The sequence below is a fragment of the Deinococcus budaensis genome, from assembly GCF_014201885.1.
GTDB lineage: Bacteria > Deinococcota > Deinococci > Deinococcales > Deinococcaceae > Deinococcus > Deinococcus budaensis.
This window is the reverse complement of the sequence record NZ_JACHFN010000004.1, coordinates 76,242-96,037: the sequence shown is the minus strand read 5'-3', so window position 1 is coordinate 96,037 and position 19,796 is coordinate 76,242. Positions and strand designations below refer to the sequence as shown.

General features: G+C 71.3%; 15 protein-coding genes. 10 read left to right on the top strand and 5 right to left on the bottom strand.

Going from position 1 to position 19,796, the window contains the following annotated elements; genetic code table 11:
• Window positions 1-37: 37 nt before the first annotated feature.
• Window positions 38-1,411, top strand: coding sequence for an MATE family efflux transporter (locus HNQ09_RS06795; RefSeq protein WP_343057642.1), 1,374 nt, complete (start codon window positions 38-40; stop codon window positions 1,409-1,411).
• 106 nt (window positions 1,412-1,517) lie between these two features.
• Here the strand turns inward: HNQ09_RS06795 and paaK are convergent, their stop codons facing one another.
• From paaK to HNQ09_RS06780, 3 genes are all read right to left on the bottom strand, one after another.
• Window positions 1,518-2,798, bottom strand: coding sequence for a phenylacetate--CoA ligase PaaK (paaK, locus tag HNQ09_RS06790; RefSeq protein WP_184027139.1), 1,281 nt, complete (start codon window positions 2,796-2,798; stop codon window positions 1,518-1,520).
• Complete coding sequence (locus HNQ09_RS06785) at window positions 2,785-4,215, bottom strand: FAD-binding oxidoreductase (RefSeq protein WP_246363202.1); 1,431 nt, start codon at window positions 4,213-4,215, stop codon at window positions 2,785-2,787. The genes paaK and HNQ09_RS06785 overlap by 14 nt, the downstream gene beginning before the upstream one ends.
• A gap of 113 nt (window positions 4,216-4,328) precedes the next feature.
• Window positions 4,329-5,474 carry an ABC transporter substrate-binding protein gene (locus HNQ09_RS06780; RefSeq protein WP_184027131.1) on the bottom strand — a complete coding sequence of 382 codons (1,146 nt, stop codon included), beginning with the start codon at window positions 5,472-5,474 and terminating at the stop codon, window positions 4,329-4,331.
• A 402-nt stretch (window positions 5,475-5,876) separates the two neighbouring features.
• Here HNQ09_RS06780 and HNQ09_RS06775 point away from each other — a divergent pair, with 402 nt between their 5' ends.
• On the top strand, window positions 5,877-8,744 hold the full coding sequence (locus tag HNQ09_RS06775) for a sensor domain-containing protein (RefSeq protein WP_184027128.1): 2,868 nt from the start codon (window positions 5,877-5,879) through the stop codon (window positions 8,742-8,744).
• On the opposite strand, the gene HNQ09_RS06770 is transcribed toward HNQ09_RS06775, so the two are convergent.
• On the bottom strand, window positions 8,729-9,931 hold the full coding sequence (locus HNQ09_RS06770) for a PucR family transcriptional regulator (protein ID WP_184027125.1): 1,203 nt from the start codon (window positions 9,929-9,931) through the stop codon (window positions 8,729-8,731). The two genes, HNQ09_RS06775 and HNQ09_RS06770, sit on opposite strands and share 16 nt — an antisense overlap.
• Before the next feature lie 121 nt (window positions 9,932-10,052).
• Here HNQ09_RS06770 and HNQ09_RS06765 point away from each other — a divergent pair, with 121 nt between their 5' ends.
• The 8 genes from HNQ09_RS06765 (at window position 10,053) to hpaI (ending at window position 18,070) form a co-directional block, all read left to right on the top strand.
• A complete protein-coding gene (locus HNQ09_RS06765) occupies window positions 10,053-10,853 on the top strand; it encodes a fumarylacetoacetate hydrolase family protein (RefSeq protein ID WP_184027123.1) in 801 nt (266 codons plus the stop codon).
• Between the two features lie 62 nt (window positions 10,854-10,915).
• Entirely contained in the window at window positions 10,916-11,674 is a 759-nt protein-coding gene (locus HNQ09_RS06760) for a hypothetical protein (RefSeq protein ID WP_246363201.1), read from the top strand.
• Entirely contained in the window at window positions 11,671-13,227 is a 1,557-nt protein-coding gene (gene hpaE, locus HNQ09_RS06755; protein ID WP_184027119.1) for a 5-carboxymethyl-2-hydroxymuconate semialdehyde dehydrogenase, read from the top strand. Before HNQ09_RS06760 ends, hpaE begins: the two co-directional genes overlap by 4 nt.
• Window positions 13,224-14,033 (top strand): NAD-dependent epimerase/dehydratase family protein, encoded by an 810-nt coding sequence (locus tag HNQ09_RS06750; protein ID WP_184027117.1) that lies wholly within the window; start codon window positions 13,224-13,226, stop codon window positions 14,031-14,033. The genes hpaE and HNQ09_RS06750 overlap by 4 nt, the downstream gene beginning before the upstream one ends.
• Before the next feature lie 2 nt (window positions 14,034-14,035).
• Window positions 14,036-15,523: a 4-hydroxyphenylacetate 3-monooxygenase, oxygenase component gene (gene hpaB / locus HNQ09_RS06745; protein ID WP_184027115.1), complete on the top strand. Its 1,488-nt coding sequence runs from the start codon at window positions 14,036-14,038 to the stop codon at window positions 15,521-15,523.
• Window positions 15,516-16,490 carry a 3,4-dihydroxyphenylacetate 2,3-dioxygenase gene (gene hpaD, locus HNQ09_RS06740; protein WP_184027112.1) on the top strand — a complete coding sequence of 325 codons (975 nt, stop codon included), beginning with the start codon at window positions 15,516-15,518 and terminating at the stop codon, window positions 16,488-16,490. Before hpaB ends, hpaD begins: the two co-directional genes overlap by 8 nt.
• Window positions 16,480-17,316 (top strand): 2-oxo-hept-4-ene-1,7-dioate hydratase, encoded by an 837-nt coding sequence (gene hpaH, locus HNQ09_RS06735; protein WP_184027110.1) that lies wholly within the window; start codon window positions 16,480-16,482, stop codon window positions 17,314-17,316. Before hpaD ends, hpaH begins: the two co-directional genes overlap by 11 nt.
• Window positions 17,306-18,070: a 4-hydroxy-2-oxoheptanedioate aldolase gene (gene hpaI / locus HNQ09_RS06730; protein ID WP_184027107.1), complete on the top strand. Its 765-nt coding sequence runs from the start codon at window positions 17,306-17,308 to the stop codon at window positions 18,068-18,070. Before hpaH ends, hpaI begins: the two co-directional genes overlap by 11 nt.
• An 89-nt stretch (window positions 18,071-18,159) precedes the next feature.
• Here the strand turns inward: hpaI and HNQ09_RS06725 are convergent, their stop codons facing one another.
• Window positions 18,160-19,644: a DEAD/DEAH box helicase gene (locus HNQ09_RS06725; RefSeq protein WP_184027105.1), complete on the bottom strand. Its 1,485-nt coding sequence runs from the start codon at window positions 19,642-19,644 to the stop codon at window positions 18,160-18,162.
• Window positions 19,645-19,796 lie beyond the last annotated feature (152 nt).

Sequence of the window (19,796 nt, the reverse complement as noted above, 5' to 3'; positions counted from 1 at the left end):
CGGCATGGCCCGGCGCGGGGCCGCGTACACTCTGGCGGTGACGCCCGGTACCCGTCCTCTCCCCTTTCCCACCTCGCGGCGGGCAGAGCTGTCGGCGCTGGTGCGGCTGGCGGGGCCGGTGGTCGTGTCGCAGTTTGCCACCAACGCGCTGACGCTGGTCGCCACCGCCGTGATCGGGCGGCTGGGCGCGGCGCAGCTCGCGGCGGCGGCCTACGCCAACGCCACCTACTACCTGGTGTTCATCGTGCTGGTGGGCGTGCTGCTGTCGGTCGGCCCCCGGGCCGCGCAGGCCCACGGGGCCGGGGACGCGGCGGGCGTGGCGCGGGCGCTGCGGGGCGGGCTGTGGCTGGCGCTGGCCCTTTCGGCGGTCGCGCTGCCGCTGATGTGGGGGGTCGCAGCGTTGCTGCCGGGGCTGGCGCCGGAGGGCATCCGGGCCGACCTGGCGGCGACCTACCTGCGGGTGTACGCGCTGGGCATGTTGCCGGTGCTGGCTTTCACGGCGCTGCGGGGAGCGCTGGAGGGCACCGGGCAACCGCGCACCGTGACGGCAGTCGCGCTGGGCGGGGTCGGGCTGGTCTTGCTGCTCAGCCCCGCGCTGGCGTTCGGGTGGGGGCCGCTGCCCGCGCTGGGGCTGGCGGGCGCGGCGGCGGCGAGCGCGCTGACCGCCTGGGCGACCGCGCTGACGCTGCTGCCGCTCGCGCTGCGGCGGGCGCCGCGGGTGCCGGGCATGGGCAGCGTGCGGCCCGAGATCGGCGCGCTGCTGCGGCTGGGCTGGCCCATCGGCCTGACCCTGGGCGCCGAGGGCGGCATGTTCAGCGTGACCGCCCTGCTGATGGCCCGCTTCGGCTCGGACGCACTGGCCGCGCACAACGTGGCCCTCCAGGTCATCACGGCGGTGTTCATGATTCCGCTGGGGCTGGCGACCGCGACCGGTATCCGGGTGGCGCACGCGGCGGGGGCGGGCAACCTGCCGGGCGCGCGCCGCGCGGGCCTGACCGGCATCGGCCTCGCGGCGGGCGTGATGGTCGCTTTCGCCGCGCTGGAGCTGCTGGCCCCGCGCACGGTCCTGGGTGTGTTCGTGAACGTGGACGCCCCGCAAAACGCCGCATTGATCGGCACCGCGACCGCGCTCCTCGCCATCGCCGCCCTGTTTCAGACGGTGGACGGGATGCAGGTCACGGCCAACGCCGCCCTGCGGGGCCTGCACGACACCCGCGTGCCCATGCTGATCTCGCTGCTGGCCTACTGGGCGGTCGGGCTGGGGGTGGGGTCGCTGCTGGCCTTTGCGCTGGACCTGGGGCCGCGCGGCCTGTGGTTCGGGCTGACGGCGGGGCTGGTCACGGCGGCGGCGGCGCTGCTGGGCCGGTTCCTGCGGCGCACCCGCGCGGGCAAGCCGCCGCGCCCGGCCTGAACCCGGCGCCCGGCGGCAAGACGAGGAACCCGGTCCAGGCCGACGGGGAATCCCTGCCGCTCTGCGCCTGCATTCCCCGCCCCCTGTCTCCCGCGCTCTCCTGCGCTCAGTCCAGCACGCGCAGGTCCGTCACCCGCTTGAGTTTGCCGCCCTCGCTGCGGGGCAGGCTGCCGGGCACGCACAGCTCGCAGCGCACGGTCACGCCCACCAGCGCCTTGACGCTGCGCTCGATCTCGGCGCGCAGGGCGGCGTTCTCGGTGCCGGACTCGACGCGCAGCAGCAGGTCGTCGCGGGTACCCGTGCGGGTCAGGACGATGTGGTAGTGCGGGCTGACCTGCCCCATTCTCAGCAGCACCGCTTCGAGCTGGGTGGGGTAGACGTTGACCCCGCGCAGGATGATCAGGTCGTCGGCGCGGCCCCGGATGCCGTCCATGCGGCGCAGCGTGCGCCCGGTCGCGTTCGGCTCGGGAATGAGCCGGGTGATGTCGCCGGTCCAGTAGCGCAGCACCGGCAGGGCGGTGCGGGTCATGGACGACAGCACCAGCACGCCCCACTCGCCGTCGGGGAGGACCTCGCCCGTCTCAGGGTCCACGATCTCGGGATAGAAGTGGTCTTCCCACAGGTAGCTGCCGCGCTGCTCGGCGGCGTCCTCGTTGCTGACGCCGGGGCCGATGATCTCGGAGAGGCCGTAGATGTTGGTCGCGGTCACGCCCAGGCGGGCCTCGACCTCGCGGCGGGTCTTCTCGGTCCAGGGTTCGGCGCCCAGCACGGCGGAGCGCAGGGCCGTGTCCCCCGGCCCCACGCCCAGCCGCGCGAACTCGTCAGCCAGAACGAGGGCGTAGCTCGGGGTGCAGGCGATCACCTCGGGCTGGAGGTCGAGAATCAGCCCGACCTGCCGCTCGGTGCCGCCGCCCGAGACCGGCACGGTGCACAGGCCCAGGCGCTCGGCACCCCCGTGCAGCCCCAGGCCGCCGGTAAAGAGGCCGTAACCGTAGGCGTTGTGAAAGGTCATGCCCGGCCGCGCGCCCGCCGCGTACAGGCTGCGGGCGACGACCTCCGCGAACACGCCCAGGTCGTTCTGGTCGTAGGCGACCACCGTCGGCTTCCCGGTCGTGCCGCTGCTGGCGTGCAGCCGCCGGAGCTGGCTGCGCGGTACGGCGGTCAGGCCCAGCGGGTAGTTGTCGCGCAGATCCGCCTTGCGCGTCAGCGGAAAGCGGGCGAGGTCCCCCAGCGTCCGCAGGTCGTCCGGGGTCAACCCCAGCGCCTCGAAGCGGGCGCGGTAGGCGGGCACGCACTCGTATTGCCGGGCCACCATCGTCTGGAGGCGCGCGAGTTGCAGGGCGCGCAGCTCCGCGAGGGGCAGCGCTTCACGGTCAGGTTGGAACATCGGGCCTCCAGTTGGAATTCCAGCCGGGCAGGGTGGACGGGTCGCCCACGACCTTGCCGGGGTTGAGCAATTCAAGCGGGTCCAGCAGAGCCTTGAGGTCGCGCATCACGTCCAGCGCGTCCCCGTGCTCGGCGCGCAGGTAGGCCCGCTTGCGCAGGCCGACCCCGTGTTCGCCCGTGCAGGTGCCGCCGACCGCGACGGCGTGGGTGGCCAGGGCATGCAGGACGTGGTCGATGCGGGTCCAGGCGTCCTCGTCGTCGGGACGGGCGTGCAGCAGCAGGTGCAGGTTGCCGTCGCCGATGTGGCCGACCAGGGGCGCAGTCAAGCGGGAGGTTTCCAACAGGTGCTGGGCCAATGCCGCCGTTCCCGCCAGCGCGGGCAGCGGCACGCACACGTCCGCGATGCGGGTCGCGTGACCGGGCCAGGCCGCCCGCAGCGCGTCGTAGACACCGTGCCGGGCGGCCCACAGCGCGCTTTCCGCCTCGGGCGTGCGGGCCTCGCCCACCAGCGTGCCGCCGTGGGGCGCGGCGGCCTCGCGCAGCAGGGCGAGCTGCGCCTCCACGTCCGCGCGGTCGCGGCCCGCGACCCCCACCCAGAGGGTCGGCGCTTCCGGGTCGCGGCGGTCACGGTGGCGGTTGACGGCGGCCACCGTCGCCGCGTCCACGAATTCCAGCCGCTCGGGCGCGAGGCCCAGCCCGCGCACGCTCACGCTGGCCGCCACCGCCGAGGCCACGTCCCCGAAGGCGAGCTGCACGCTGGCCGCGCTCGGCGGCAGGGGATGCAGCCGCAGCGTGAGCGCCGTGATGACCCCCAGCGTGCCCTCCGACCCTATAAAGAGCTGCCCCAGGGCATACCCGCTGCTGCTCTTGCGCGCGGCGCGGCCGAGGCTCAGTACCCGCCCGTCGGTCAGGGCGACCCGCAGCGCCGCCACGTTCTCGCGCATTCCGCCGTAGCGCACGGTGGTCGTGCCGCTGGCGTTGGTGGCCGCCATCCCGCCTAAGCTCGCGTCGGCGCCGGGGTCCACCGGAAAGAAGAGGCCGTGCGGGCGCAGGCGGCGGTTGAGGCTCAGCCGCCGCACCCCCGGCCCCACCGTCACGGTAAAGCCGACCGGGTCCACCTCGCCCACCCCGTCCAGGCCGCCGAGGTCGAGCGAGAGCGCCCCCGGCAACGGCAGCGCCGCCCCCTCCAGGCTGGTGCCCGCGCCCCAGGGCGTCACGGGCACCCGGAAGGCGCGGGCCACCGCCAGCGTCTCCAGCACGTCCGCCTCCGACCCGGCGAAGACGACCGCGCCGGGCGTCCAGGTCAGCGGGGTGCCCTCGTCGTGCGCGTGCGCCGCCAGGTCGCCGGGCTGGACGCTGACGCGCCCCTCCAGACGTGCGCGCAGCTGCTCCAGCCAGCCTGCCGCCGGGTCCGTCAAGGGTCCACCTCTCCTCTCCCCCGTCATCGCTTCCGCTTGTCTTCATAGGTTGGGGGGGGTGCCGGATACCACGCTGCGCCCGGCCTCCCCCCGCCTCCCGGGTCCGCCGCGCGTTACCTCAGCAGCTTCCAGGTGCCGTTCACGACCTGCACCATCACGCGGCTGCGGGCGTCGAGGCCCAGGTGGTCGGTGGGCGACATGTTGAAGATGCCGTGCGCGCCGATCACGTTCTTGGTGCCTTCCAGGGCGTCGCGCAGGGCGGCGCGAAACTGCGGGGTGCCGGGTTTGGCCTTTTTCAGCGCGACCGGGATCGCCTTTTGCATCAGCAGCCCGGCGTCCCACATGTGCGCTCCGAAGGTACTGACAGAATTCTGACCGAAGCGCGCCTCGTAGGCCTGGGTGTAGCTCAGGCCCACCCGGCGGTTGGGGTTGGTCGCGGGCAGCTGGTCGGCCACCAGCACCGGCCCAGCGGGCAGAATCGCGCCCTCCACATCCTTGCCGCCCACCCGCAGAAAGTCGGCATTGGCGACCCCGTGCGTCTGGTAGATCTTGCCCGCGTAGCCGCGGTCGTTCAGCGTCTTTTGCGGCAGCACGGCGGGCACGCCCGAAGCGCCGATCAAGACCGCGTCGGGGCGCGCGGCCACGACCTTGAGAATCTGCCCGGTCACGCTGGTGTCACTGCGGCCGTACTTCTCGACCGCCACCACCCGGATGCCGCGCGCCGCCGCGTTCTTCTGAAGTTCGGCGAGCCAGCCCTCGCCGTAGGCGTCGTTGAAGCCGATGTACCCCACGGTCTTGACCTTGTTCTGCTGCATGTGCGCGGCGATGGCGGCGGCCATGATCGCGTCGGTCTGCGGGGTCTTGAAGACCCAGCTTCTCCGGGCGTCCACCGGCTTGATGATCGCCTCGGACGCCGCGAGGCTGATCATGGGCACCTTTGCCTCGGCGGCCACATCGATCATCGCCAGCGAGGCGGGCGTGGTCGTGGTCCCGACGATCAGGTCCACCTTGCCCTCCTGAATCAGCTTGCGCGCGGCGGTCACGGCGGCGGTGGTGTCCGAAGCGTCGTCGAGGATGGTGTAGACGACCTTCTGGCCGCCGATCGTCTGGGGCAGCAGGGCCACCGTGTTCTTCTCGGGAATGCCCAGGCTGGCCGCCGGGCCGGTCGAGGAGACCACCACCCCCACCCGCACGTCGGCCAGCGCGAGCGAGGAGGAGGCGAGCAGGGCGGTCACGAGCAGACGGGCAGAACGCTTCATGGGATAGACCTCCACGGGGGGACGCGCCGCTCGGGCAGAGGGCCGGACGGCAGGAACGCTGAAACTGTGCTTGCCCGGATGCTAGCAGAAGGCGCGGCCAGCGCGGCGGCGGGGCGCGCGCCCCTGTCCACGCATGCCGTCCGGTCTGGCCGGGCACCCCCGCCCGGCGGGGGGCACGCCGCACACCTGCCGGGCGCTCTTCATCCTGTAAGGCATCTCTCCAAGAGGAAAGGAAGCCGGACTCTACATTGGCGCGCCGCCTGGCCCGCGCGCCCCGGGCGTAAGACTTCTGCAAGCGGCGTCATGTCCTGATTCGTCTACCGCCGCTCCCGCACCCTGCCCGGGGTGGCCCGGTCCCCTCTCCCCCTGTGCCCTGGCCGCCTTTCTGCTTCCGAGGTTTCGATGTCCGCTGCCCCTGACCCGCCTTCCGTCTCCTTTGCCCTGTCCACCCTGCCCGCCGGGGCCTTTGCGCCGCTGCTGCGGTTGTGGGCGCGGCTGCTGGGCGCCCGCGCCGCCACGCTGAGCCTCCGGCAGGGCGGGGACCTGTGGCAGGGCAGCTGGCCGGAAGAGTTCACGCCGCCCGCCTGCGGGGAGGCCGAACCTTCGGCGCTGACCTTCGAGCAGGGCGACCTGAGCGGCTCGCTGCGGTTCTGGGGGGCGGCGGCGGGGCCGGGCCGCCTGCCGGGCGACTCTGGCGGTCAGGCCGGGCCGGATCCGCTGGTGGCCTGCTTGCTGCACGAACTGGAGCTGCACGCCGAGGGGACGCGGCTGCGCGAGGCCCACGACCAGCTCGAGGCAGTGGTGCAGGCCGCGCCGCTGGCGGTGTACGCCCTGACGCTGGAGGGCCTGGTCAAGCAGTGGAACCGCGCGGCGGAACAGACCCTGGGGCTGCGCGGCAGCGAGGTGCTGGGCCAGCAGATCGCCCACACCCACCTCGCCAGCGCCTTTGCGGCCCTGCGGCGCAGCGCGGCCCGGGGGCAGGTGCCCACCCCCCCGCAGTACCTTCAGCTGCCGCAGCCGGACGGCGAGCAGGCGACGGTGGCCCTCACGGCGGCCCCGCTGCCCGGCGGGCTGGTGGGCACCGTGCAGCGGGTGTCGCGCGAGGAGGGGGCGCACCACCTCGCGCTGCGGCAACTCGCGCTGCTCGAATCGGTCCTGGCCCACGCCAACGACTCGGTGCTGATCACCGAGGCCGAGCCGGTGGATCAGCCGGGGCCGCGCATCGTGTACGCCAACGCCGCCTTTACCCGCACGACCGGCTACGCGGCCGAGGAGGTGCTGGGCCAGACCCCCCGGCTGCTTCAGGGGCCGCGCACCGACCGCAAGGTGCTCGACCGCATTCGCCACGCCCTCGAGCGCTGGAAAAGTGTCGAGGTCGAGGTCGTGAACTACCGCAAGGACGGCAGCGAGTTCTGGGTCGAGCTGTCCATCGCGCCGGTGGCCGACGAGACCGGTTGGTACACCCACTGGATCTCGATTCAGCGCGACATCACCGAGCGCAAGCAGTTTGCCGAGCACCTCGACCGGGGGCGCGCGCAGGTGCTGGAACTCGCGGCCAAGAGCGCGCCGCTGGAGCAGGTGCTGGCGCAGCTGCTGCGCACCCTGGAGCGGCAGTTTCCGGGACGGCGCGCGGCCCTGGCGCTGCCCGGCGAGCGGCCCGGCGCCGCCCCTGAAGTGTTCACGGCCCACCCGGAGGCCGAACCGGCCACCGGACCCGGCGCGCAGCTGAAGTGGGCCAGGGACGCCGGGACGGCGGACGCGGACGAGGCTGGCCCGGCGGGGGAAGAAGACCCCCGCCTCTGGCGGCATCCGGTGACGGGCGGGGACGGCGGCGCCCGGCTGGGCACCCTGCTGCTGCGCGGCCCGGCCAGCGCGGGGGGCGGGCCGCCCAACGCCGACGAACGCACCCAGCTGGGCGCGGCGGCGCAGCTTGCGGCGCTGGTGATCGAGCGCTATCAGGCCCACTCGGCACTGGAGCGCCAGGCCCTCTACGACGCGCTGACCAACCTGCCCAACCGGGTGCTGTTCGAGCGCGAGTTGCAGCGGCGGCTGCAAGAGGCGCGCGGGGCGGGCGAGGCGGTGGCCGTGGGCCTGATGGACCTCGACCGCTTCAAGCTGGTCAACGACACCCTGGGGCACAGCGTGGGCGACGCCCTCTTGCAGCAGGTGGCCGCCCGGCTGCGCGGGGTGCTGGGCAGGGGCGACACCCTGGCGCGCATGGGCGGCGACGAGTTCCTGATGGTGCTGGGCCGCGCCGAGACCGAACAGGCCGTGCGCGGGGTGGCCGGGCGGCTGATTCAGGCGTTCAGTCAGCCGTTCATGCTCTCGGGGCGCGAGGTTTTCGTGCGCCCCAGCATCGGCTTCAGCGTGTCGGGGCCGGGGGGCGCGGTGGTCGAGGCCCTGCTGCAACAGGCCGACACCGCGATGTACCAGGCCAAGCGCCGGGGCGGCGGCTACGCCCTGTACACCCCGGAAGGCGACGAGCGCCTGGCCGCCATGACGCTGGAAAGTGCGCTGCACCGGGCGCTGGAGCGCGGCGAGTTCGTGCTGCACTACCAGCCGCAGTTCGACCCCCGCAGCGGGCGGCTGACCGGCGCCGAGGCGCTGCTGCGCTGGCAGCATCCCGAGCTGGGGCTGGTGCCGCCCGCCGACTTCATTCCGCTGGCGGAAGTGACGGGGCTGATCGTGCCTATCGGGGCCTGGGTGCTGCGTCAGGCCTGCGAGCAGGCGGTCGCCTGGAGCCGCCTCGCGCCAGGGCTGCGCATGGCGGTCAACCTCTCGGCGCGGCAGTTTCAGCAACCCGACCTGACCGAGGCGGTGACCTGGGCGCTGCGCGCGTCGGGACTGGCGCCGCAGCAACTGGAACTGGAACTCACCGAAAGCATGCTGATGCAGGCGCTGGAAGCCCACGAGACCCTGCACCGTCTCAAGGACCTGGGCGTGCGAATCGCGGTGGACGACTTCGGCACCGGGTATTCCAACCTCGCCTACCTCAAGCAGTACCCCATCGACGCGCTGAAAATCGACCGCTCCTTCACAGCGGGCGTCGCCAGCGGCCTGCCCTCGGCGGCCCGCGACGAGGCGCTGGTGACGGCGGTGATGGACCTCGCCCACGCCCTGGGTCTGGAGGTCACGGCGGAGGGGGTCGAGCATGCCGGACAGCTCGACTTTCTGCATAGGCGCGCCTGCGATCAGGTGCAGGGCTACCTGACCGGCCGCCCGCAAAGCGCCGAGCAGTTCGCCGGGCTGCTCGCTCAGGAGGTGCGCTGAGGCTGACCGCGTCCCGGGTCCCCGGCCCGGGAGCGGGGCGGCGCAGGTGTGCCCGCTTTCCTCTGGGTCTTCTCCCCTCTGGGCGGCTCCCCGGTGCCCGGTTCCGCCTCGAAGGCCAGGTAGAGCCGGGCGAGCAGCGAGGGATCGCGCAAGCTACCCTCCAGCGCTCCCTCGGCGCGGCGCAGGCGGTAGCGCAGGGTGTTGACATGGATGTTGAGCCGGGCGGCCAGCTCGGGCAGCGGGCCGGAGAACCCCAGGTAGGCGCGCAGGGTGGCCTCGGTTCGTCCGCCGTCGTCCAGCGCGCCCAGACGTGCCCGCACCTGATCACGCAGGGTCTCCAGGCCGCCGCCCGCCAGCAGGGCGTAGAGCGGGTCCATCGTGTGGTAGGTCGTCAGCGACCGCTCCTGCCGGGTGGCGGCCAGGGCGTGGCGGGCCTCGCGCTCGGCGGCGGGGGCGTGCTGGGGGCCGGGGTGCACCCCGCTGACGCCCAGGCGCACGTCCTGCGCGGTGCTGGCGGTCAGCGCCGCGTGCAGCCCCGCCGCCTCCCGCGCGAGGTCCCCCGTCTGCCACAGCCACACGGCCCGCCCGCCGCGCACGGTGGAATACGAGGCCAGCCCGCGTTCCAGAAAGTAGCCCTCGCCGGCCGCCGCCAGCACGTCGAGGGCGTGCGCGTGGGCGCTCCGGGCCGCTGTGCCGGGAGCCGGGGGCCGGGCAAAGGCCGCGACCCCCAGCGCCACGGCCTCGGTCTCGGCGGCTCCCCCCTCGGCCCGGCCGCCCGACAGCAGCGCGTCCAGGGTCCGCTCGCCCACCCGCCGCCGCGCCGCGCCCGCCGCCGCCGCTTGCAGCCGCGCCAGCAGGGCATATTCCGCCGCCAGCGGCAGCAGCGGCGCCCAGGCTTCCGCCGCCGCCAGGGTGAGGCGGCCCACCTGCCGCTCGCCGCTCGCGTCCCCATAGCTCAGGCGACGGGTAACGGGTGGCCCCGCCGCCTCCCCCGCCGAGGCCACCACATCGCCCCAGCTCGCGCGGATCTCGGCCCGGCCGCCCGTCACCCGCGCGAGCAGCGTGACAAGTTCGCGCTCGGGCTGCGCGCCCCCGACCGCCGCGCGCAGCGCCGCGAGCAGCGCCGTCACCCCCGGCAGGGCGAACAGGTCCTGGGGGCCGAGGTCAGGGGGCGCCGTGTCCCGCATTTGTCCAACCCTACAACGCGGCGCGGCCAGATTCACCCTCCGCACCAGTAGGCCCGCCCCCCGGCGGACCGTATGCTGAGGGCCACCGCCACGTTTTCGCCTCTCTGAACGGAGTCCCACCTTGAAATATGCCCGCTTTATCGCCGGGGGCCGCTCGCTCAGCGGTCATCTCCACGGCGGCCAGCTTATCGACGCGGCCGGAGTCGCCCACGATCCGAACGGGGTGCAGTTCCGCCTGCCCGTCGACCCGCCCAAGGTGATCGCCCTCGCGCTGAACTACAACGACCACGCGGGCGAACTCGGGCTGACGCAGCCCAGCGAACCGGCCCTCTTCTGGAAACCGAACACCACGCTGCTGCCGCACCGGGGCACCGTGATCTACCCGCGCGGCGCGGAGTTCATGCACTACGAGGTCGAACTCGGCGTGATCATGGGCCGGGACGCCCGCCGGGTGAAGGCGAAGGATGCGATGGACTACGTCGGCGGCTACACTATCGGCAACGACCTCGTGGTGCGCGACTACGTGACCAACACCTTCCGCCCGCCCCTGCGCGGCAAGGGCTGGGACACCTTCGGGCCGTTGGGGCCGTACTACGTGACCGCCGACGAGATCGCGGACCCGCACGACCTCGCGCTCACCGCGCACGTCAACGGCGAGCTGCGCCAGCAGGGCAGCACCCGCGACATGATCTTCTCGATTCCCGAACTGATCGAGCACATCTCACGCTTCATGACCCTCCAGAAAGACGACGTGATCCTGACAGGCACGCCGAAGGGCATCTCGCACGTCCACCCCGGCGACGTGATGCGGTTGGAGGTCGAGGGGCTGGGCGTGCTGGAAAACGGCATTCAGGAGGAGGACGAAGGGGCCGAGCCGATCAAGGGCAAGGAGGCCAGGGAAGGCGAGTGGGACGGGCGGTGAACCGGGCGAGGGGGCCAGCCAAGCGGGGGGCAACGCTCATGCGGCGGGCGGAAGCTGCGGGCATGAAGCGCAAGACTTTGCTGACGCTGGGCTTCACACTCTCGGCCCTCGCCCTGGCCGCGCCGCAGCGGTATGAGATGCGGTCATACATGCAGATTGACGGCAAGGTGCAGCCCGCCTTTGCCTGGTGCGACGCGCCGGACCGGGTGATAGGCGTGACACAGCCGCAGAAGCTGGGACCGGCACCCCAGCCCATCCAACTCCGGCAGGTGCTCAAGCGGCCCGCGCCCAATACGGACGCCTTCGACTATGTGGCTGAATACAACCTGGGGCCGTCCGACGCTGGAGCCGGGCAGGTCTATACCGCCATCACGTTCCCGCTGAGCGGGGGGCGCTATTTCATTCGCACCAGCAACGTCGAGAACGTCCGTGATCCTGCCTACCGGATGACCCGGGTGAACGAGTTTCGCACCCCGGAAGGCACCTTCCCCTGCCGCTATCAGCCGCAAGCGGCGTTCATGGGCGCGACGAGCCGAGAGACGGTCATCGTGTGGGACAACGGCAAGACGGCGACCTACGCCACGCGGAACTTCGACGGCACGCCGGGGGTGTATGTGACGGGCGGACGGAAAATTAATGTCGCAGGTACCGGAGTTATTTATGACTTTCCCGGAGGGAACGGCTCTACCTACCGCGTTATCACCGGTTCTGCCCCCGGCACGTCGGCCATGTTGAACACCACGACACGGGAGGCCCTCAAAGGGCTGACCCAGTCCTTCCTCGCCTACTCCATCAGCCTCCCCGTCAAGGAGCAGCCATGACCCAGACCTCAGCGCACCCCAACCACGACCTCGCCCGCGAGTTGCGCGAAAGCCAACTCACCGGAGGGTTGAAACACTTCATCGGCGGCGAATGGGTGGACTCGCAGAGCGGCGAGACCTTCCAGAGCCACACGCCCACCGACAACTCCGCGCTGGTGACCGTGGCGAGCGGCGACGCGGCCGACATCGACCGGGCTGCCCGCGCCGCCCACGACGCCTTTCAGACGTGGCGCGAGGTGAGCGGGGCCGAGCGCCGCAACATCCTGCATAAGATCGCGGACCTGATCGAGAAGCGGTCGCAGGAGATCGCCGTGCTGGAGAGCGTGGACACCGGGCAGGCCATCCGCTTCATGAAGTCGGCGGCGGCGCGTGGGGCGGAAAACTTCCGCTTCTACGCCGACCGCGCGCCCGGTGCCCAGGATGGGGAGAGCCTGCCCGCGCCCGGCTTCCTGAACTACTCCATCCGGCAGCCCATCGGCCCGGTCGGAGTGATCACGCCCTGGAATACGCCCTTCATGCTGAGCACCTGGAAGATCGCCCCGGCGCTCGCGGCAGGCTGCACGGTCGTCCACAAGCCCGCCGAGTGGAGTCCGGTCACGGCGACCCTGCTGGCCGAGATCATGGACGAGGCGGGGCTGCCGAAAGGGGTCCACAACCTCGTCCACGGCTTTGGGGAGAGCGCGGGCAAGGCGCTGACCGAGCACCCACTGATCAAAGCGGTCGCCTTCGTCGGGGAGACGGTCACCGGCAGCCACATCATGCGGCAGGGGGCCGACACCCTCAAGCGCGTGCACTTCGAGCTGGGCGGCAAGAACCCGGTCGTGGTGTTCGACGACGCGGACCTCGACAAGGCGCTCGACGCCGTGGTCTTCATGATCTACAGCCTGAATGGGGAACGCTGCACGTCGTCGAGCCGCGTGCTCATCCAGGAGGGCATCTACGACGAGTTCACCGCCCGCATCGCCGAGCGGGCGCGGAACATCCGGGTGGGCGACCCCCTGGACCCCGACACCGAGGTCGGGCCGCTGGTTCACCCGCGCCACTTCCAGAAGGTCATGGGATACTTCGACAAGGCCCGCGAGGAAGGCGCCACCATCGCGGCGGGCGGCGAACGCGTGGGCGGCGAGGGGAACTACGTCTCCCCCACCCTCTTTACCGGGGCACGCAACGACATGCGAATCAGCCAGGAGGAAATCTTCGGCCCGGTCCTAACCGCCATTCCCTTCACCGACGAGGCGGATGCTCTGGTCCTCGCCAACGACGTGAAATATGGCCTGGCCGGTTACCTGTGGACGAACGACCTCACCCGCGCCCACCGCTTCGCACATGGGCTGGAGGCAGGCATGATCTGGGTGAACTCCGAAAACGTGCGGCACCTGCCCACGCCCTTCGGCGGCGTGAAGAACAGCGGCATCGGGCGCGACGGCGGCGACTATTCCTTCGAGTTCTACATGGAGACGAAGAACATCGCCATCTCGCTGGGGACGCACAAGACGGCGCGGCTAGGGGTCGGGCAGGCGCCCGTGGTGCAGAAGGAGGTGGCGGAGGGATGACGCCCCACACCGTCCTCCTCACCGGAGCCGCCGGGCAAGTCGGGTCCGCCCTCCGCGACGGCCTGCGCGGGCGCTTCCCGGTCCTGCGCCTGACCGATAACCGCAACCTGGGAGAAGCGCAGGCGGGCGAGGAGATTGTCCCCGCCGACCTGACGAACTTTGACGAGGTCCGGGACGCGATGGAGGGCGTGGGCGCCGTGATCCACCTCGGCGGCATCGCGGACGAGCACACCTATGAGCGCATCCGCGACGTGAACTTTGACGGCACCTACCACGTCCTTGAAGCGGCGCGGCAATTGGGCGTGCGGCGGGTGGCCTTCGCCTCCTCCATTCACGCGGTCGGCTTCTATCCGCGCTCGGAGAAGATCGGGCCGGACGTGCCCGTGCGCCCGGACACCTATTACGGGGTCAGCAAGGTCTTTGGCGAGGCGCTGGGCCGCATGTATTTCGAGCGGTACGGCGTCGAGTTTGTTGGGGTCCGCATCTGCTCCTTCCAGCCGAGGCCGAAGGATGCCCGGCACCTCTCCACCTGGCTCAGTCCCAGGGACGCGGTGCAACTCTTCGAACGGGCCGTCACCACGCCCGACGTGGGCTTTCTGACCGTCGCGGGCATCAGCGGCAATACCCGCCGCTGGATGACCCCCGACGGCTGGGACGTGCTGGGCTACGTGCCCCAGGACGACGCCGAAGCCTACGCCGCCGAGGTCGAGCACCTTCACGGCGACCCGCAGGACATCACCGAACAGCGGCAGGGCGGCATTTTCGTGGACCCCACCTACACCGGCCTCGCCGGGAAGGAGAACTGAGCATGGCAGCCATCACCGGGCAGCAGTTTCTCGACCGCCTGCGGAAAAATCCGCCCACCCTCTACATCGACGGGCAGCGGGTCGAGGACCCCACCACCCACCCCGCGACCCGCAACATGGCGCACTCGCTCGCGGGGCTGTACGACCTCCAGCACCAGCCGGAGCTGCGGGAAAAACTGACCTACGAGGAGAACGGCGAGCGCCACCCCATGAGCCTGATGGTGCCGCGCACCAAAGAGGACCTCGCCCGCATCGGGGAGGCGCACCGCATCCGCGCGAACTACTCGCTGGGCTTCCTGGGCCGCGCTCCCGACTACATGAACGCCAACGTGATGGCGGCGGGCATGGGCGCGGACTACTTCGCCCGCTGCGAGGTGGAGGGCGACCATAAGCCCGACTTCGCGGGCAATATGCGCCGCTACTACGAGTACGTGCGGGAGAACGACCTTTGCCTGACCCACGCGCTGACCAACCCGCAGGTCAACCGCGCGAAGATGGCCTCCGAGATGCCCGACCCCTACATCGCCCTGGGGATCGTGGAGGAGCGCGAGGACGGCGTGGTCATGCGCGGCGCCCGCATGATGGCGACGCTGCCCATCGCGGACGAGATTCTGGTGTTTCCGTCCACCGTGCTCAAGGAGAACGCCGACAAGAGCCGCTACGCGATGGGCTTTGCCGTGCCGACGAACGCGCCCGGCCTGAGCTTCCAGTGCCGCGAGCCTTTTGACGTAGGCCGCGACCCCGAAGACCACCCGCTGGGCAGCCGCTTTGACGAGCAGGACGCCTTCGTGATCTTTGACAACGTGCTCGTGCCCTGGGAGCGCGTGTTCCTGCTGTACGACGTGGAGCTGGCGAACAAGGCCTATGCTGCCACCGACGCCGTGCTGCACATGGCCTATCAGGTCGTGAATCTGAAGGTCGCCAAGACGGAGGCGTTCCTGGGCACCGCGCAGAGCATCGTGAACGCCATCGGGTCGGGGCAGTTCCAGCACGTGCAGAGCAAGGTCGCCGAGATCATCGTGATACTGGAGATCATGAAGGCGCTGGAGGTCGCCGCCGTCGCGGGGGCCACCGTCAACGAGTACGGGGTGATGACCCCGGCGCGTGGCCCGCTGGACGCCGCCCGCAACTACTACCCGGCGGTGTATGCCCGGCTGCCCGAACTGCTGCAACTGCTGGGCGCGTCAGGCATCATCATGATGCCGAGCAAGGCCGACCGCGAGGGACCGCTGGGGCCGCAGATCAGCAAGTATCTGCAAGCCGGGAATGCGAGCGCAGAAGACCGCCTCAAGCTGTTCCGCCTCGCCTGGGACATGTCCATGAGTTCCTTCGGCGGGCGCCAGAGCCTCTACGAGAAGTTCTTCTTCGGGGACCCCGTGCGGATGCACTCGGCGCTGTACGAGGTCTATAACAAGCAGCCCTACGTGGAGCGCATCGGGGCGTTCCTGAACCGCAGCGGGAAGGCGGAAGGGGTGGCCGCCGATGACTGATCCCCGCCCGGACGTGATTCGCATCGCCCACACGGTCTTTACCGTCACTGACCTCGAAGCCTCGCGTGACTTCTATGTGAATCTGCTGGGCTTGAACGTGCTGCACGAGGAACCGGGCGCCCTGTACCTGCGCGGCGTGGAAGACCGCGAGTGGACGCTGAAGCTGGAGCAGGCGCCGGAGGCAGGCGTGCGGCACCTCGCCTACCGGGTGCGGACGGACGCCTGCCTGGACGGATTGGTCGCCCTGGCCGAGCGCGAGGGGCTTCCCTACCGCTGGGAGGAGGAACTGGACCGCCCCCGCGTGCTGCGAATGCAGGACCCCTTCGGCGTGCCCGTCGCCTTCTACCGCGAGAGTCGCACGCACCGCTGGCTGCTTCAGGATTACCACCTGCACCGGGGGCCAGGCCTGCAACGGGTGGACCACGTGAACGTGATGACGCCCGACGTGGGCAGCATGATGGCCTGGTACGGCGAGCGGCTGGGCTTCCGCGCCTCGGAGCTGACCGAGGACGAGGAGGGGCGCATCTGGGCCGCCTGGATTCAGCGGCGGGGCGGCGTCCACGACCTCGCCATGACGAACGGGGCCGGGCCGAGGCTGCACCACTGGGCCTACTGGATGCCCGACGCCATGAGCATCATCCGCGCGTGCGACATCCTGGCGGGGGCGCGGCAGCCCGAACGCATCGAGCGTGGACCGGGGCGGCACGGCATCTCCAACGCTTTTTTCCTGTACGTCCGTGACCCTGACGGCCACCGCATCGAGCTGTATACCTCCGACTACCTCACCGTGGACCCCGACTTCGAGACGATCCGCTGGCAGCGCGACGACCCCCGGCGACAAACGCTGTGGGGCGCGAAGACCCCCCGGAGCTGGTTCGAGGAAGGGTCGCGCATGGAGGCGTTCGGGGGCGGCTGGGCGGCGCTGACCGAGAGTGAGTTGAAGGGGATGCCCATCAATGTCATCTGAGCGGGTGATTCGGGACGACCTCCTGCCTGGCCTGGCCGACGAGCTGGAGGGGGCAGAGGCGACGGGCGTGCAGCTCCCTCCCTTCTCCGAACGCTTTCCCGGCATGACGGTTGCCGATGCCTACGCCGTGCAGCGGGCCTGGGTGACGCGGAAGGTCGCGGGTGGGCGGCGCATCCTGGGGCACAAGATCGGGCTGACCTCGCGGGCGATGCAGATGGCCTCGCAGATCACCGAGCCGGATTACGGGGCGCTCTTGGACGACATGTTCTTCGAGCCGAACGGAGATATTCCCCTATCCCGCTTCGTGGCCCCGAAGGTGGAGGTCGAGTTGGCCTTTTTACTGAAGGCCGACCTGCATGGCCCCGGCGTGACGATCTTCGACGTGCTGCGGGCCACCGAGTACGTGACGCCCGCCGCCGAGATCATCGACGCCCGCATCCAGCGGGTGAGCCGGGAGACGGGCAAGCCCCGCCGGGTGACCGACACCATCAGCGACAATGCGGCCAATGCCGGGGTGATCGTGGGCGGGCGAGCGATGCGCCCGGATGACCTCGACCTGCGCTGGGCAGCGGGGCTGTGCCTGCGCAACGGGGTGGTGGAGGAAACCGGGGTGGCAGCGGGCGTGCTGGGACACCCGGCGGCGGGCGTCGCGTGGCTGGCGAACCGCCTCGCACCCCACGGGGAGGGCCTGAAGGCGGGGGAACTCGTTCTCGCGGGGTCGTTCACCCGCCCGGTGGACATCGCCCCGGGGGACGTGTTCACCTTCGACTACGGGCCACAGGGCAGTTTCTCGTGCCGCTTCACGGGGGTGGCCCGTGGGGGATGAGAACGGGTTCAAAACCGCCCTGGTCCGTGGCGACACCCTCTACGGCCTCTGGCTCTCGCTGGCGGATGCCTACAGCGCCGAGGTCTGCGCTGGGGCCGGGTTCGACTGGCTGGTCGTGGACGGCGAGCACGCGCCCAACGATCTGCGGAGCATCCTTGCGCAGCTTCAGGCGCTGGCCGCGTACCCCTCGGCCCCGGTGGTGCGCTTGCCCGTGGGCGACCCGGTACAGATCAAACAGGTGCTCGACATCGGCGCCCGCATCCTGCTGATCCCGATGGTGGAGTCGGCGGCGCAGGCACGTGAAATGGTCGCGGCCACCCGCTACCCGCCGCAGGGCATCCGGGGCGTGGCGAGTGCGCTGGTGCGGGCCAGCGGTTTTTCGCGGGACGCCGATTACCTGCGGCACGCGAACGACGGCATCTGCCTGCTGGTGCAGGTGGAGTCGGTGGCCGGGCTGGAGGCACTGGACGAGGTCGCGGCCGTCGAAGGCGTGGACGGCGTATTTGTTGGCCCCGCCGACCTCGCTGCGAGCATGGGCCACCTGGGAAACCCCGGACAGCCGGAAGTCCAGGCGGCCATCCGGAACGCGGCCACCCGAATTCGAGCGGCGGGCAAGGCGGCGGGCATCCTGGCGACGGACGAGACGACGGCGCGGCGGTATCTGGGGTGGGGTTACACCTTCGTGGCGGTGGGCGTGGACGTGCTGCTGCTGACCCGCGCCAGCACGGAACTTCTGGCCCGCTTCAGAAGTTGAGACGGGTTGCTCGTCACGTGACGAGCAAATGGAGAGGGAGGGGAAAGCCCCTCACGGCTCTCCCCTCCCTTCACCTTGAAACCCTGCGTTCAGCGGCGGCGGCGCGCAGGCTGCGGGCCGACGCGCCCGGCCCCGGTTCCGGTATCGAGGCGCTGGGCATTGTGGGGGTGGGGCTTGGCGGCCCGCTTCTGGCCCTGCTCGGCACGGCCGTGGTTGGACGCTCCGGCGTCGCGCGGGGCGCGGCTCTGATGCTGCCCCTGGCCTCCGGGGCGTCCGCCTCCACCCGGGCCACGTCCCTGCCCGCCTCCACGTTGGCCGCCGCCACCGCCCTGGCCCTGCTTTTCCTGAATGGCCTTGTCGATCTGACCTTCCTCGCGGGTCAGCGGCGGGTGGAGGGCAGCGGGCAGACCCCGGCGCACGTTGCGCCACAGCTCGCGCTGCTCGGGAATCAGCAGGACGAGGTTGACGCCGGGGCGCCCGGCGCGGGCGGTGCGGCCCGAGCGGTGGACATGGTCTTCGGAGGTGGACGCCACGTCCATGTGGATGACCAGGCGCACCTCCGGCAGGTCGATGCCGCGCCCGGCGATGTCGGTGGCGACCAGCACGCGCGACTTGCCCTCACGCAGCAGGTCCATGGTGCGTTCGCGCTTCTTCTGGTCCATGTTGCCTTGCAGGGCGCTGACCTCCTCGCCGCGCAGCAGCTCTCCCAGGCGCTCGGCGCGGCGTTTGACGAGCGACTTCGTGCGGCAGAAGATCACCACGCAGCCGCCGGGGGCGCGCAACGCCTCGCGGGTGTGCTCGGCGGCCACGTCCAGCACGTCCTCGCGGGTGGTGTGCAGCAGCAGGTGGGTGGCCCCGGTCGCGCCGCCCAGCACGTCGCCGCTGTGGTTGGAGGCGTCCGAGGAGCGGTCCGGCGCGATGTCGATGCGCTCGGGCGAGTGCATGAAGCGCTCCGCGACCTCACGAATCGCGGCCGGGAAGGTCGCGGAGGCCATCGCAATCTGGAGGCCCGGGCGCGCCTGACCCTGGGCCGAACGCAGGATGTCGCCCACGTCCTTCAGGAAGCCCAGCGAGAGCAGCTCGTCGGCCTCGTCGAGGACCACGTAGCGCAGGCCCGCCAGGGACAGCTCGCCGCGTGTGATCAGGTCCTTGAGGCGGCCCGGCGTTCCGGCGATCAGTCCCTTGCCGCTGGCCTCGGTGCGGGTCTGCGAAGGGCTGATGCCCCCGGTGATGCGCCCGGCGGTCATGCCGAGTTCGCGGGCCACGTCGCGGATCTGCACCGCCAGCTCGCGGGTCGGCGTGACGACCAGCACCTCGGGGCGCATTCCGCGCGTCGGCGTCATGCCGATGCCGCGCGCCGCCGCTGGGATCAGGAAAGCCAGCGTCTTGCCGCTGCCGGTGCGGGCGGTGGTGATCACGTCGCGCCCGGCGAGCAGGGCGGGAATCGCTCCGGCCTGGACAGGCGTGGGCGTGCGGTCGCCCAGCAGCGTCCGCCAGTCGGTGACGGGGGCAGCGGAGGGGGCAGGCGTGGACGGGGCAGCGGCTCGGGTGGGCCGGTTTCGGGTCTGGGTCATGGATGTCCTGTCGGCAGAACACACCCTGGGGACCGCCGGGAGCGGCTGTCCGGGTGGAGGCGCAGCGCTGGAGAGCGCGCCGGGGAAGAAAAAGAACGCCTCAGGCGGCCTTGCACCTGGTTCTCCGCGCGGGAAGTGGGTCGTCTGCCTGC